12 protein-coding genes are annotated in these 14,042 nt (G+C 71.7%); 2 read left to right on the forward strand and 10 right to left on the reverse strand.

The window, feature by feature from the left end; all coding sequences use genetic code 11:
- Positions 1-102: 102 nt before the first annotated feature.
- The 7 genes from atpB to rho form a co-directional block, all read right to left on the reverse strand.
- Positions 103-912 (reverse strand): F0F1 ATP synthase subunit A, encoded by an 810-nt coding sequence (atpB, locus tag CFRA_RS06815; protein ID WP_075664015.1) that lies wholly within the window; start codon positions 910-912, stop codon positions 103-105.
- A gap of 304 nt (positions 913-1,216) precedes the next feature.
- Complete coding sequence (locus CFRA_RS06820) at positions 1,217-1,675, reverse strand: Cg1360 family ATP-synthase-associated protein (RefSeq protein WP_075664016.1); 459 nt, start codon at positions 1,673-1,675, stop codon at positions 1,217-1,219.
- 24 nt (positions 1,676-1,699) lie between these two features.
- On the reverse strand, positions 1,700-2,857 hold the full coding sequence (locus CFRA_RS06825; protein WP_075664017.1) for an MraY family glycosyltransferase: 1,158 nt from the start codon (positions 2,855-2,857) through the stop codon (positions 1,700-1,702).
- Positions 2,858-2,860: 3 nt separating this feature from the next.
- Complete coding sequence (locus tag CFRA_RS06830; protein ID WP_083666883.1) at positions 2,861-3,574, reverse strand: L-threonylcarbamoyladenylate synthase; 714 nt, start codon at positions 3,572-3,574, stop codon at positions 2,861-2,863.
- Positions 3,575-3,628: 54 nt separating this feature from the next.
- A complete protein-coding gene (gene prmC / locus CFRA_RS06835; protein ID WP_245797509.1) occupies positions 3,629-4,468 on the reverse strand; it encodes a peptide chain release factor N(5)-glutamine methyltransferase in 840 nt (279 codons plus the stop codon).
- Positions 4,465-5,538: a peptide chain release factor 1 gene (gene prfA / locus CFRA_RS06840; RefSeq protein WP_075664018.1), complete on the reverse strand. Its 1,074-nt coding sequence runs from the start codon at positions 5,536-5,538 to the stop codon at positions 4,465-4,467. The genes prmC and prfA overlap by 4 nt, the downstream gene beginning before the upstream one ends.
- Positions 5,535-7,322, reverse strand: a complete 1,788-nt coding sequence (gene rho, locus CFRA_RS06845) for a transcription termination factor Rho (RefSeq protein ID WP_083667047.1) — start codon at positions 7,320-7,322, stop codon at positions 5,535-5,537. Before rho ends, prfA begins: the two co-directional genes overlap by 4 nt.
- A gap of 362 nt (positions 7,323-7,684) precedes the next feature.
- On the opposite strand from rho, the gene CFRA_RS06850 reads away from it, so the two are divergent.
- Entirely contained in the window at positions 7,685-9,373 is a 1,689-nt protein-coding gene (locus CFRA_RS06850) for a long-chain fatty-acid--CoA ligase (protein ID WP_075664019.1), read from the forward strand.
- Positions 9,374-9,404: 31 nt separating this feature from the next.
- Positions 9,405-10,139 (forward strand): helix-turn-helix transcriptional regulator, encoded by a 735-nt coding sequence (locus CFRA_RS06855; RefSeq protein WP_075664020.1) that lies wholly within the window; start codon positions 9,405-9,407, stop codon positions 10,137-10,139.
- Positions 10,140-10,173: 34 nt separating this feature from the next.
- On the opposite strand, the gene thrB is transcribed toward CFRA_RS06855, so the two are convergent.
- From thrB to lysA, 3 genes are all read right to left on the reverse strand, one after another.
- Positions 10,174-11,103 (reverse strand): homoserine kinase, encoded by a 930-nt coding sequence (gene thrB, locus CFRA_RS06860; protein WP_075664021.1) that lies wholly within the window; start codon positions 11,101-11,103, stop codon positions 10,174-10,176.
- Positions 11,104-11,153: 50 nt separating this feature from the next.
- Positions 11,154-12,512: a homoserine dehydrogenase gene (locus tag CFRA_RS06865; RefSeq protein WP_075664022.1), complete on the reverse strand. Its 1,359-nt coding sequence runs from the start codon at positions 12,510-12,512 to the stop codon at positions 11,154-11,156.
- 100 nt (positions 12,513-12,612) lie between these two features.
- Positions 12,613-14,031, reverse strand: coding sequence for a diaminopimelate decarboxylase (lysA, locus tag CFRA_RS06870; RefSeq protein ID WP_075664931.1), 1,419 nt, complete (start codon positions 14,029-14,031; stop codon positions 12,613-12,615).
- Positions 14,032-14,042: the final 11 nt, after the last annotated feature.

Below are 14,042 nucleotides of genomic sequence, written 5' to 3' on the forward strand. Positions count from 1 at the left end.
GAAAGTCGTTCCCTTTCTTGGTGTCCGGGCCCTGTTGTTCCTGGCCCCGGACGAGGTGTGTGCTCTTGGGGTTATGAAGTTGACCGCGTGGTTCGCGCCTTGTCAGTGCGAGTCCGCGTGCAGCGACAGCTCGATGTACACCGCGACCAGCAGGGCGAAGATGTACGCCTGCAGGAAGATGATGATGCACTCGTAGAGCGTGAACAGAATCGCCGCGACGATGGTCAGCCCCGACATCGCGGTCCAGGCATTCAGCTGCCAGAAGAAGAAGTTCGTGGCGCTGTAGAGCAGGACCAGGATGAGGTGACCGGCCAGGAAGTTCGCCATCAGACGGAGGGTCAGGGTGACCGGCCGCATGACGAACGTCGAGAAGGCCTCGATGGGCACCACCAGGAAGTGGAGGGGCCACGGGAGGTTCGGGACGATCAGCGAGGACTTCATGTACTTGCCGAAGCCGTACTCCTTGCTCCCCGCGTAGATCATCGCGATGTACCCAACGACCGCCAGCGTCAACGGCATACCGATGCGCGCGTTCGGCGAGATGTTGAGGCCCGGAATGATCGTCGCCAGGTTCATCACGAGGACGGTGAAGAAGATGGTGGCGATGATCGGCAGGAACCGACGCCCCTCCTTCTTACCGAGGATGTCCTCCGCGACGTGCACGCGCACGAAGTCGAGCGCGATCTCGGCGACGTTCTGCACCCCACGCGGAACGATCTTCGGGTTCCGCATGGCGACAAGGAAGAAGACCACCAGGACCGCCGCCATGATCAGGCGGACGATCATCAGGCGGTCCAGTGCAAACCAGCCGTCGGCGAAGCCCGTGAAGATGAGATTGTGGGCCTCGCCGTCTTTCATGTACCCCGGGAAAAATTCATGGTCCAGTTCGGGGGCGTGAAACTCCCCCTTCATGGCCAGTGTCGTAACGCTCAGCGTTCTCTCCCGTTCTAGGGGCCGTGCGGCGGCCGGCGGGCTCCGCACGGTGCGATGGAGGTCGTGCCAGTCAGTCCGCGGCCACCGTGACTCCGTCGCTCATCCCGGAATGGCCGCAGGGGAACAGGCCCCAACGTCGGAGAACCGGCCCCGTCGGAGACGGTTCCGTTGGCCCACGCTGAGGCGACCCGCGTAACAGGCTATCAGCCCACTGTGTGTTTGTCCGACTGGACTCACCCCCGAAATCCCCCCCGGCCCGGGCGCGCGCGTGCCCGGATGGTCCTCAGCCCTTCTCCGAGAGGTAGGTGACCCGGGTGGTGATCACCGCGTAGGCCTCGCAGGCGAGCACGATGACCAGGGCGACGACCACGGTGACGAAGAACGCCCAGGTGTCGTAGAAGTCCATGCCACGCAGCACGAACAGCACGACGACGAGCACGCCGAGCTTGAGCAGCCAGCCGCCCAGCACCACCGCCCCGGTGGTGGCGGCCGAGGTGCCCGAGGTCAGCAGCACGCTCAGTGCGGTGAGCAGAACGAACCCGCCGCCGATCGCGGCGCCGATCAGGACCCCCCAGATGCCGGGCAGGTCACGTGCCCACCCCCAGGCGACCAGGGACACGACCGTGACCGCGAGCAGCGCGACGCCGCCCTGGCGCACCGCCCTCTGCAGGGGCCGGCGCGGGTCGTCGTGGTCGCCTTCGTTGATGGGGGCGTCGTTTACGGTGTCGTTCACGCCCGTCAACACTACCGCTTACCGACGTCGCGCTCAGCCGGCGCGGTGCCTGCCCGGCCCGATGCGGCCGTCGCGCAGGGGCACGAGGGTGGCCGCCGCGGCGAGCACGAGCGCGAAAGCGGTGGCGCCCGCCGCCACGGGCGGCGGGACCACGGAGAAGGACACCGCCCCAAAGGCGAAGACGGAGCACCACAGGTACAGCACCAGCGCCGTGCGCCGGTGGGTGTGGCCCAGTCGCAGGAGGCGATGGTGCAGGTGCATCCGGTCGGCGGCGAAGGGCGAGCGCCCCGCCGAGACGCGGCGCACGACGGCGAGCACGAGGTCGAGCACGGGCACGAAGACGGCGGCCGCCACCACGATGATGGGGCTGGCCAGGGCGATCATGTCCACGGTGCCGTAGAGCGACATGTTGATCTTGCCGGAGGTCGAGGTCGCGGCCGCCGCGAGCAGCAGGCCGATGAGCATGGCCCCGGAGTCGCCCATGAAGATGCGTGAGGGTTCGAAGTTGTGCGGCAGGAAGCCCAGGCAGATGCCCACCAGGCCCGCGGCGATGATAGCCGGCGGGTAGGCGGCCACGGCCCCGCCCTGGTCGTGCAGGACGGTCAGCGAGTACAGCAGCAGCGCGCCGCCGGCGATCGCGCCGAGCCCGGCGGCCAGGCCGTCGAGCCCGTCGACGAAGTTCAGCGCGTTGACGAGCAGCACGGTGAACACCGTTGTCAAGACCGTGGACTGGACCTGGTCGAGGACCACGGTGGTGCCCTCCCCCACCGGGACGTAGAGGAGCGTCCAGTTCAGGCCCAGCAGGCTCATCACGACGGCGCCGAGGATCTGCCCGACGAGCTTGGTCAGCGCGTCGAGCTCGTAGAGGTCGTCGATGGCGCCGACGGCGACGATGACGAAGCCGGCCCAGATCACCGCGCTCATCTCCGGGGTCACGGGCAAAAACCCGCGGGTGAGCGCGGGCAGCTGGCTGGCCAGGTAGACGGCGGCGCCGAAGCCGGTGAACATCGCCACCCCGCCGAGCTGCGGGGTCGGCTGGGTGTGCACGTCGCGCTTGCGGATCTCCGCGATCCGGCCGGTGCGCACGAGGGCGTAGCGGATCAGCCCGGTGACCAGGAAGGTCACCGCGGCGCCCACGAGGAGCACGAGTCCGAGCTCGCGCAGGGGAACGCCCGCCACACCGACGCCCACGGGTTATTCCTTATCCCCCGCTGCGGCGTCAGCCGCAGCCTCGGCCGCGTTCTCGCCCTCAGCCGCGGCCCCGATGGACTCGGGCGTGAGCCCGAGGACCTCGGCGATGCGCTCCCCCGGCACCGCGCCGGCGCGCAGGATGCGCGGGGTCGTGCCGGACATGTCGACGATCGTCGAGGGCTCGCCGATGGTCGCCTCCCCGGCGTCGAGGTAGACGGACACGGAGTCGCCGAGCTGCTGGCGCGCCGCGGCCGCCGAGGTCGGCGCCGGGTGGCCGTGGATGTTGGCCGAGGAGACGGCCATCGGGCCGACCTCGCGCAGCAGCTGCAGGGCCACCGGGTGGTTGGGCATGCGCACCATCACGGTGCCGCGGGTGTCGCCGAGGTCCCAGGGCAGCGAGGGCGCCTCGGGCACGACGAGCGAGAGCCCGCCCGGCCAGAAGGCCTCGACCAGGGCCCGGGTGCGCCCGTCGACGCCGGAGGTCAGGCCGGCGACGGTGTCCCAGGAGCCGACGAGCACGGGCACCGGGTAGTCCGGTCCGCGGTGCTTGGCGGCCAGCAGCGCGGCCACCGCCGGGTTGTTGAAGGCGTCCGCGCCGATGCCGTAGACGGTGTCGGTCGGGGTGACCACCAGCTCACCGGAGCGGGCGGCCTCGGCCGCGGCCCGCACGGCGTCGCGTCGCTTCGCGGCGTCGAGACAGCTGTAGATGTTTCCCACGTGGGTCCCTCGTCTCTTCTGGCTCTGCCGCGTCCGGACCTCCCGGACGCGGACTCACAGTCTAGCGGCCGTGACGAAGCGCTCCCGCCCCGCCAGGTCGCACAGGTGCTCCGCCGGGGTGAACCGGCCGGTGGCGTCCACGAGCGCCGCGGTCCGCTCCGCGGTCGTGTCGTCGTGCTCGACGCCGAAGACCCCGCCGGGGCGCAGCAGGCGCGCGACCGGGTCCAGGAGCCTCTCGATGACGTCCATGCCGGACTCCCCGCCGTAGACGGCGACGTCCGGGTCGGCGTCGACCTCCGGGGCCACCGGCCCGGCGGCCGGCACGTACGGCGGGTTGCACACCACGGCGTCGACGGCGCCGGCCAGCTCCGCGAGCAGCCCGGCGTCGGTCGCGTCGCCCTCGACCACGGTGACGCGCCCGCCCAGCGCGTTGTCCGCCACGGTGCGGCGCGCCCACGCGGCCGCGTCGGCGGAGAGCTCGACGGCGACCACCGCGACGTCGTCAATCTCGTGGGCGATGTAGCAGGCCAGGGCGCCGGAACCGGTGCACAGGTCCACCACCTTGGGTGCGCGCACGCCGCGCAGGCGGCGCACCGCCCAGTCGGCGAGCACCTCGGTCTCGGGGCGCGGGATGAAGACGCCGGGCCCGACCGCGATGTCGAGCGGGCCGAAGGCGGCGGTGCCGGTGATGTGCTGCAGCGGCTCGCGGCGCTCCCGGCGGGCCAGCGCCTCGGCGAAGCCCGCGGGCGCGGCGTCGAGGAAGCCGACCTCCAGCGGCGCGCAGCCGGCCAGGTGCGCGGCCAGCAGCCGCACGTCGGTGGCGGGCGACTCGATGCCGGCGGCCCCGAGCCGCTCGGCGGCGGCCCGCAGCTCGGCGCGCCAGGTGCCGGTCACTCGGCCTCGAGACGCTCGGCGCGCTCGGCGGTGCGCAGGGCGTCGAAGAGGTCGTCGAGGTTGCCGTCGAGGACCTGGTCCAGGTTGTTGGCCTTGAAGCCGATGCGGTGGTCGGAGATGCGGTTCTCCGGCCAGTTGTAGGTGCGGATGCGCTCGGAGCGGTCCATCGTGCGCACCTGGGCGGCGCGGCCCTCGGCGGCCTCGGCCTCCGCGGCCTCCTCCTGCATCTGCTGCAGGCGGGCGGCCAGCACCTGCATGGCGCGGGCCTTGTTCTGGATCTGGGAGCGCTCCTTCTGGCAGGTCACCACGATGCCGGTGGGCAGGTGGGTGATGCGCACGGCCGAGTCCGTCGTGTTGACGCCCTGGCCGCCCTTGCCGGAGGAACGGTAGACGTCGACGCGCAGGTCCTTGTCCTCGATCTCGACCTCGCCGACCTCCTCGGGCTCCGGGTAGACGAGCACGCCGGCCGCCGAGGTCTGGATGCGGCCCTGCGACTCGGTCACGGGGATGCGCTGGACGCGGTGGACGCCGCCCTCGAACTTGAAGACGCTCCACGCGCCGTCGCGGCCCGGGTGCCGCGAGCGGATCGACAGCGTCATGTCCTTCACGCCGCCCAGATCCGACTCCGCAAGGTCGAGGACCTCGTAGACGAAGCCGTGCTTGTCGGCGAACTTCTCGTACATGCGCACCAGGTCGCCGGCGAAGAGCGCGGCCTCCTCGCCGCCGGCGCCGGCCTTGACCTCCATGATGATGTCGTCGCCGTCGTGCGGGTCGCGCGGGGCGAGCAGGTCGGCCAGCTTCTCCTCGAGCTCGACCTCGCGGGCGGCCAGGCGCTCGGCCTCGGCGGCGAAGTCGTGGTCCTCGTGGGCCAGCTCGCGGGCGTCGGCCAGGTCGGCGACGACCTTCTCGTGCTCCTCGTGGGCCTGCACGATCGGCTTGAGCTCGGCGTAGCGCTTGGACAGGCGGCGGAAGGCGTCCTGGTCGCCGGCCAGGGACGGGTCCGCCATCTGGGCCTCGATGCCCTGGTACTCGGACAGGACGTCGTCGACGCGGGTGGATTCGGTGCTCACAGGTAGTCCTCCACGTCCTTGTCGGCGGCCATCGGGGCGCTCGAGGCGACCTGCATGAGGAACTCGCCGTTGCTCTTGGTCTTCTTCAGCTGCTTGATCAGCAGGTCGATCGCGGCCTGGTTGTCCAGGGCGGCCAGGATCCGGCGCAGCTTGTGCACCAGGCGGGCCTCCTCGGGGGCGAGCAGCAGCTCGTCCTTGCGGGTGCCGGACGGTCCGACGTCGACGGCCGGGAAGACGCGGCGCTCGGAGATCTTGCGGTCGAGCTTGAGCTCGGCGTTGCCGGTGCCCTTGAACTCCTCGAAGATCACGGTGTCGCCGGCCGAGCCGGTCTCCACCATGGCGGTGGCGATGATCGTCAGGCTGCCGCCGTGCTCGATGTTGCGCGCGGCGCCCAGGAAGCGCTTCGGCGGGTAGAGGGCGTTGGAGTCCACGCCGCCGGAGAGGATGCGGCCCGAGGCCGGCGAGGAGTTGTTGTAGGCACGGCCCAGGCGGGTGATCGAGTCGAGCAGGATCACGACGTCCTTGCCCTGCTCGACGAGGCGCTTGGCGCGCTCGACGGCCAGCTCCGCGACGGCGGTGTGCTCGCTCGGCGGCCGGTCGAACGTCGAGGCGATGACCTCGCCGTTGACGCTGCGCTGCATGTCCGTGACCTCCTCGGGGCGCTCGTCGACGAGGACGACCATGAGGTGGCACTCCGGGTTGTTCGTCGAGATCGCGTTGGCCACGTTCTGCAGGATGGTGGTCTTGCCGGCCTTCGGCGGGGAGACGATCAGCGCGCGCTGGCCCTTGCCGATCGGCATGATCAGGTCGATCACGCGGGTGGTCAGGACCTTCTGCTCGGTCTCGAGGCGCAGGCGCTGGTTCGGGTACAGCGGGGTCAGCTTGGCGAAGTCGGGCCGCTGGCGGGCGTCCTCCACACTCAGGCCGTTGACGGTCTCGACGTGGGCGAGGTTGCTGAACTTCTGGCGGTTGCGGCCGCGGCCGCGCACCTGGGCGCCGCCGGCGGAGATCCGGCCGGTCACGGCGTCGCCGGAGCGCAGCCCGCAGCGCTTGATCAGCTGGTTGGGGACGTAGACGTCCTTCTCCGAGGGGTGGTAGCCCGTGGTGCGCACGAAGGCGACGTTGTTGTCGACGATGTCCAGGATGCCCGCGACCGGCTCGAGGTCCTCGGGGTTCTGGTTGCGGCCGCCCTGCTGGTTCTGGTTGCCGTTGTTCTGGTTGTTCTGGTTGTTGTTGCCGTCGCGGTTGCGACGCCCGCGGCGACGACGCTCGCGGCGGCGGCCCTTGCCGTGGTTGCCGTCGTTGTGGCCGCCGTGGTTCTGGCCGTCACCATGACCGTTGTTGTTGCCGCCGCCGTTGTTGTCGTGGCCGCCGTCGTTCTGGCCGCCGCGGGAACCGTTGTCCTGGTTCTCCTGCTCGCGCTGGGCCTGACGGGCACGGTTGCGGCGGGCGCGACGCGCCTGGGAGCGGGACTCGTAGTGGTTCTGTCCGTCCTTCTGGCCGTCCTTCTGGCCGTCCTTGCGACCCTGGCCGTCCTGCTGACCGCCCTGCCGGCCGTCCTGCTGCCCGCCCCGGTCGTCGCCGCGGCCCTCGTCGCGGCCCTTGTTCTCGTTGCTCTCGTTGTCCACGGCTCGGTCCTGGTCCTGTCTCTTCGTCGACTGCTTCGCGGACACCTGCCCGCCACCCCCGGCCCGGATCGCGGCGATGATGTCGGCCTTGCGCTTGCCCGACAACCCCTTGATGCCCATCCCGGCGGCCATGGCCTTCAGTTCGGGGATGCGCATTCCGGCGAGGTCCCCGCCGGCGGCAGGGGTGGTGCTGTCCAGTGTCGTCACAGATGTCCTTTCGTGGCTCCGGGTGCGGCCCACGGCGGTGGAGACGCGGCGCGCGCGGCCCGGGTGGAGACTTCTCGCGGCCCGGAAAATCGCGTACGGGCGCACCCCGGTGCGCCCCTCGGGCCTGACGATGCCGGTCGGCCGTGACTCCCCTCCGTCCCCGCCGCTCAAGTTCCGCGCGCGGGTCGGGCAACTGCCCCGGGAGGGGGCGGGCCCCCACATACGGGCGGGCACCCGGCCAATCCGGCGACAAGTCTAACGCATGGCACCACGACGGTGGAACTTCGGCCCCCGGCGGTAGTGTGGGGCACATGCAGTCGACGATGCAGGACATACCACTGTCCGTGGCCCGCATCCTCTCCTACGGCGCCTCGGTGCACGGCCGGACCCGCGTGACCACGTGGAAGAACGGCCGGGGCGAGGAGACCACCTTCGCCCAAATCGCCGCCCGCGCCGCCGCGCTGGCCCACGCCCTGCGCGATGAGCTGGGGGTCTCCGGCGACGCGCGGGTGGCCTCCCTGATGCACAACTGCGCCGAGCACCTGGAGACGATGTTCGCCGTGCCGTGCATGGGCGCCGTCTTCAACCCGCTGAACAAGCAGCTGATGGTCAGCCAGATCCGGCACATCGTCAACGACGCCGAGGACCAGGTCGTCATCGCCGACCCGCGGCTGGCCGACCGCCTCGCCGAGGTCCTCGAGGGCTGCCCCGGGGTGCGCCACGTCGTCTTCATCGGCACCGAGCTGCCGGACGTGGAGCTGCCCGAGGGGGTGAGCGTCCACTCCTACGAGGCGCTTCTCGACGGTCGCGCCACCCGTTACGCGTGGCCCGTGCCCGACGAGAACGACGCCGCGGCCCTGTGCTACTCCACCGGCACCGGCGGCGAGCCGCGCGGCGTGGCCTACTCCCACCGCTCGCTCTACCTGACGGCGCTGACGCTGCTGGGCACGGACTCGATGGCCGTCTCCAACGGCCAGAGCTTCCTGTGCTGCGTGCCCATCTACCACGTGCTCAGCTGGGCGGTGCCCTTCGCGGCGTTCATGGCGGGCACCCCGCTGGTGCTGCCCGACGCCGACGTCTCCGGCGAGACACTGGCCGAGCTGATCGCCGCGACGCACCCGCGCGTGGCCCACGGCGTGCCCACGGTGTGGATGCAGCTGCTCGTGCACTACATGCACAACCCGCCGGAGCGGATGAGCCTGACCGAGATCTTCGTCGGCGGCTCCCAGGCCCCGCCGGTGCTGCTGTCGATGTGGGAGGAGCGCTACGGCGTGGACGTCGTGCACGTGTGGGGCATGACGGAGACCTCCACGGTCGGCTCGGTGGCCCGCCCGCCGGCCGGCGCCTCCGGCGAGGCGCGCTGGACCTACCGCACCAGCCAGGGCCGCTTCCCCGCCACCGTGGACTACCGCGTGGTCAACGACGGCCGCGTCGTCTCCGCCACCGACCGTAACCAGGGCGAGATCCAGGTGCGCGGCCCCCTGGTGGCCGGCTCCTACTACGTCGGCGCCGACAGCGCGGGTGCCGACGGGCGCGCCGCCGAGACCCCGGAGGTCCAGTTCACCGCCGACGGGTGGCTGCGCACCGGCGACGTCGGCTCGGTCACCGAGGACGGCTACCTGACCGTCCACGACCGCGCCCGCGACGTCATCCGCTCCGGCGGCGAGTGGATCTACTCGGCCGGGGTGGAGAACATGGTCATGGAGTCCCCCGAGGTCGTCGAGGCCGCCATCATCGGCTACCCGGACGACAAGTGGGGCGAACGCCCGCTGGTGGTCACCGTCGTCCACCCCGACGTCCCGCAGGACGCCGGGACCGCGGAGATGCTGCGCGACCGGCTGCGCAACCAGCTGCCCAGCTGGATGCTCCCGGAGTACTGGACCTTCGTGCGCCACATCGACAAGACCTCGGTGGGCAAGTTCGACAAGAAGGATCTGCGCGCCCACCTGGCCGCCGGCGACTACGACGTCGTCGCCCTCAAGGGCCCGGGCAAGCGCTGACCCCTGTTTCGTCCGGGGTACGATAAAAGGTATGCGTACCGGAGCTCCCGCCCGCCGCCGGGCACCGCGGCCCGCCACCGAGCTGTTCTCCGAGGCCCTGCCGCTGAGCCCCAAGCAGCGCGAGGTCCTGGCCGCCCTGCGCGAGCACCCCGGCGGCGTCTCGGTCGCCCAGCTCTCCGAGATCCTCGGCATGCACGCCAACACCGTGCGCGGACACCTCGACGAGCTGCTCGCCCACCGCGCCGTGCACACGGCCACCGCCCCCATCCACGGCCGCGGCCGCCCGACGATCCTCTTCTCCGCCCGGCTGCCCGACAACCGGGCCATCGCCCGCGAGTACCTCTCGCTCATCGAGATCATGGCGGACGACCTGACCGCCCGCACCCCGGACCCCGAGGAGCGCTTCGCCACCGCGCACCGCATCGGGCGGCGGTGGGCGCGCAAGATGACGCTCGCCGACGAGGGCGGCCGCGTCGGCGCGGACGCCGCCTTCGACCAGCTGGTCCAGCGGCTGCGTCAGCTCGGTTTCGACCCGGCCGACGAGCCGGAGTCGCGCGGCGACCTCACCGAGGAGACCCCCGAGGGCACGCGCGTGGTCTCGCTGCGCGCCTGCCCCTTCGTCGCCGGCGAGGCGGCCCCCTCCCCCGTCGTCTGCGCGATCCACGAGGGATTCATCGAGGAGTACTTCGGCGCCACCTCGACCGCGCAGACGACGATGCTGCCCCTGACCGAGAAGGGCCGCTGCACCCTCTGCGTGCGGCCCTAGTCCGTCCGGGCCCGGTCACTCGGGCCCTGATCAGTCAGGCCCGGGACGGGGTGACCGTCGGGCCGCCGGCCACGGAGAGCTCGTAGACGCTGAGGCCCTCCTCGCGGGCCGCGTCGAGAAGCGCGGGGTCCACCGGCTCGGTGGACAGCACCGCACAGGTCGGGCCGGCGCCCGAGAGATAGGCCGCCCAGCCGCGGTTGCGCAGGCGGTTGACCCACTCCGCGGTCACGGGCAGCACGTCCGCGCGGTACGGCTGGTGCAGCCGGTCGCGGGTGCCCTCCCAGAGCAGCTCCGGGTGCGCCTGCAGCGCGACGGAGAGCACCGCCGTGCGCGAGACGTTGAACCGGGCGTCGGTGTGCGTGACGTGGCTGGGCAGCACGCGGCGCACGGCCTGGGTGGAGGCGTGGAAGGACGGCACGAGCACGGTCGCGCGGATCCGCTCGTCAACGGGGATGCGCACGGCCCGGTAGACCGGCTGGCTCACGCCGTCGACGGGGATCTCGGTCCAGGAGACCACGCCGCCGCCGAGCACCGAGGCGCCGGCGTTGTCCGGGTGGCCCTCGAAGGCGCTGGCCAGCTGGACGAGCTGCTCCTCGCTGAGCGGGGAGTCCGCCAGGCCGTTCGCGGCGAGCACACCGGCGGCGGCCGCGGCGGCCGAGGACCCGAGCCCGCGCGACTGCGGGATAGTGTTCGTGCAGGTCACCCGCAGACCCGGGGCGGTGACGTCCGCGGCGTTGAGGCCCGCGTTGATCGCCTTGACCACCAGGTGCGAGGCGTCGCGCGGCAGGTCGGCCGCGCCCTCGCCGTGGATCTCGATCTCCAGGCCGGAGTCGATGACCTCGACCTCGACGGTGTCGTGGATGTCCAGCGCCAGGCCCATCGTGTCGAATCCGGGGCCCAGGTTCGCCGAGGAGCCGGGCACGCGCACGGTGACGGCGCGCCCGACCTCGAGTTCCACTGCCATGTCTCTCGCTCCTCCTCTGCTCGCTCTGCTCGCGCTTCGCCCGGCCGCCGCTACTCGGCCAGCCGGATGACCGACTTGACCGCCAGGACGTCGTCGTGGGCCTTCAGGTCCGCGACGAAGTCGGCGAGGTCGTGCTCGCGGGCGGTGTGGGTGACCAGGATCAGACGGGCGGCCTCGTGGCCGTCGACCTCGTAGCCCTCCTCCTGGCGCACGGTGCGCAGCGAGATACCGCGCGAGGCGCAGGTGCGCGCCAGGTCCGCCAGCACGCCGACGCGGTCGTGGACGCGCAGGTCGATGTGGTAGCGGGTGGGCACGTCGCCCGGGTCCGCGATCGGCAGGTCCGCGTAGGTCAGGTCCTTCGGGGCGTGGCCGCCGAGGTACTTGTTGCGCGCCGCGCCGACGACGTCGCCGAGCACGGCCGAGGCGGTGGGGGCGCCGCCGGCGCCGTTGCCGTAGAACATCAGGTCGCCGGCGCCCTCGGCCTCGACGAACACGGCGTTGTAGGAGCCGGACACGCTGGCCAGCGGGTGCTCCCGCGGCACGAGCGTCGGGTGGACGCGGGCGGATACGGACACGGTGCCGTCCTCTCCGGTGATCTTCTCGCAGATTGCCAGCAGCTTGATGGTGTCTCCGGCGGCCTTGGCCGCCTCGATGTCCTCGGCGGTCACGCCGGTGATGCCCTCGCAGCTCACGTCGGAGAAGCGCACGCGGGTGTAGAAGCCCATCGAGGCCAGGATCGCGGCCTTGCTCGCCGCGTCATGGCCCTCGACGTCGGCCGTCGGGTCGGCCTCGGCGTAGCCCAGGCGGGTCGCCTCGGCCAGGGCGGCCTCGTAGTCGGCGCCGGTGGCGTCCATGGCGTCGAGGATGAAGTTCGTGGTGCCGTTGACGATGCCGGAGATCCGGCGGATCTGGTCGCCGGCCAGCGAGCGGCGCAGCATGTTGACCACCGGGATCGCGGCGGCGACGGCGGCCTCGTAGAAGAGGTCGACGTTGTTGGCGTCCGCGGCGGCGGCCAGCTCGTCGGCGTGCGCGGCGACCAGGGCCTTGTTCGCTGTGACCACGGACTTGCCCGCGTTGAGCGCGGAGAGCACGAGCTCGCGCGGGTAGTCGATGCCGCCGATGACCTCGACGACGACGTCGACGTCGTCCCGCAGCACCAGGCTGCGCGCGTCCTCGGTGATCAGCTCCGGGTCCACGCCCTCGCGGGGCTTCGACGCGTCCGAGACCGCCACGCCCTTCAGCTCGAAGGGCCCTTCGATGCGGTGCTCGAGAGCCTCGGAGTTCTCGGTCATCAGCCGCAGGACCTCGGAACCGACCGTGCCGTAGCCCAGCAGGGCGATGCCCACCGGACGATTCTCGCGGGCCGCCGCCGTCGGGTACCGGGCGGCGTCATGCTGCTGCGTCGTCATCTCTCTCCTGCCTCAAGCGTCGATACGGGTATGTCCCGACACTATAGACCATGCTGTTCATTTTGCACGACGCAGGGGCCCGTCAGGGGCCCTCGGAGCCTCAGAGGACCTCGCGGGCCATGAGGTCGTCGACGGTCTCACGGCGCACCATCAGGCGTGCCTCTCCCCCGTCGACGACGACCACCGGCGGGCGGCAGGCGGCGTTGTAGTTCGACGACATCGCCAGGCAGTACGCGCCCGTGGCGGCCAGGGCGACCAGGTCGCCGACCCCGACGTCGTCCGGGACCATCAGGTCGTGGACGAGGATGTCGCCGGACTCGCAGTGCGAGCCGACGACGCGCCCGGCGACGGCCTCGCCCTCGGCGAAGCGGTTGACCAGACGGGCGTCGTAGTTGGCGTCGTAGAGCATCGGGCGGATGTTGTCCGACATGCCGCCGCTGACGGCCAGGTAGCGCCGCGTGATGCCCTCGTCGATCGGCACGTCCTTGACGGTGCCGACCTCGTAGACGGTCACGGCCGAGGGGCCGACGATCGCGCGGCCGGGCTCGACCATCACCTTCGGCGCCGGCACCCCGGAGGCCTCCGCGTGCGCGGCGACCTGCGAGAGCATGTCGCGGGCGACACCGGCGACGTCCAGCGGGTCCTCCTCGGCGGTGTAGGCGATGCCGAAGCCGCCGCCGAGGTCGAGCAGGCTCAGCTCCTCGGCCAGGGCCTCGCGCCCGCCGTACTCCGGGCCCAGCTCGTCGACGACGCGGCCGAGCAGCCCCAGCACGCGCTGGGCGGCCAGGGAGAAGCCCTCGGCGTCGAAGACCTGCGAGCCGACGTGGCAGTGCAACCCGTCGAGGTGCAGTCCCTCGGCCGCCAGCGCGTCGCGCACGGCCCCGAAGGCCGCGCCCGAGGCCAGCGAGAAGCCGAACTTCTGGTCCTCGTGCGAGGTCGCGATGAACTCGTGGGTGTGCGCCTCCACGCCGGGGGTGACGCGCACCAGCACGGACTGGACCGCACCGGCGCCACGCGCGACGTCGTCAAGCATGTGCAGCTCACCGGGCGAGTCCAGCACCACGTGGCCGACGCCGGCGCGCACGCACTCCTCGAGGAAGCCGCGCGTCTTGTTGTTGCCGTGCACGGTGATGCGCGCGGCGGGGAAGCCGGAGGCCAGCGCGATGGCCAGCTCGCCGGCGCTCGCGACGTCGAGGCTCAGGCCCTCCTCGTCGACCCAGCGGGCGATCTGGCGGGTCAGGAACGCCTTGGCCGCGTAGTGCACGTGGTCCGGGCCGCCGAAGGCGCGGGCCAGCTGGCGGGCGCGCAGGCGGAAGTCGGCCTCGTCGACGACCACGACGGGCGCGCCGTACTCCTCGACGATCTCGGGCAGCGGGACGCCCGCGACCGTGACCACGCCGTCCTCCTGGCGGCGCGCGTTGGTCGGCCAGACGTTCGCCGGCAGCTCGTTGAAGGCCTCCTCGGCCGTGCGGCCCTGGGCCTTGAACGCCGCGACGGTCTGGCGGACGGACTCCGGTATGTTCTTCGGGA

It is taken from the genome of Corynebacterium frankenforstense DSM 45800 (assembly GCF_001941485.1).
In the GTDB taxonomy this organism is placed as follows: Bacteria; Actinomycetota; Actinomycetes; order Mycobacteriales; family Mycobacteriaceae; genus Corynebacterium; species Corynebacterium frankenforstense.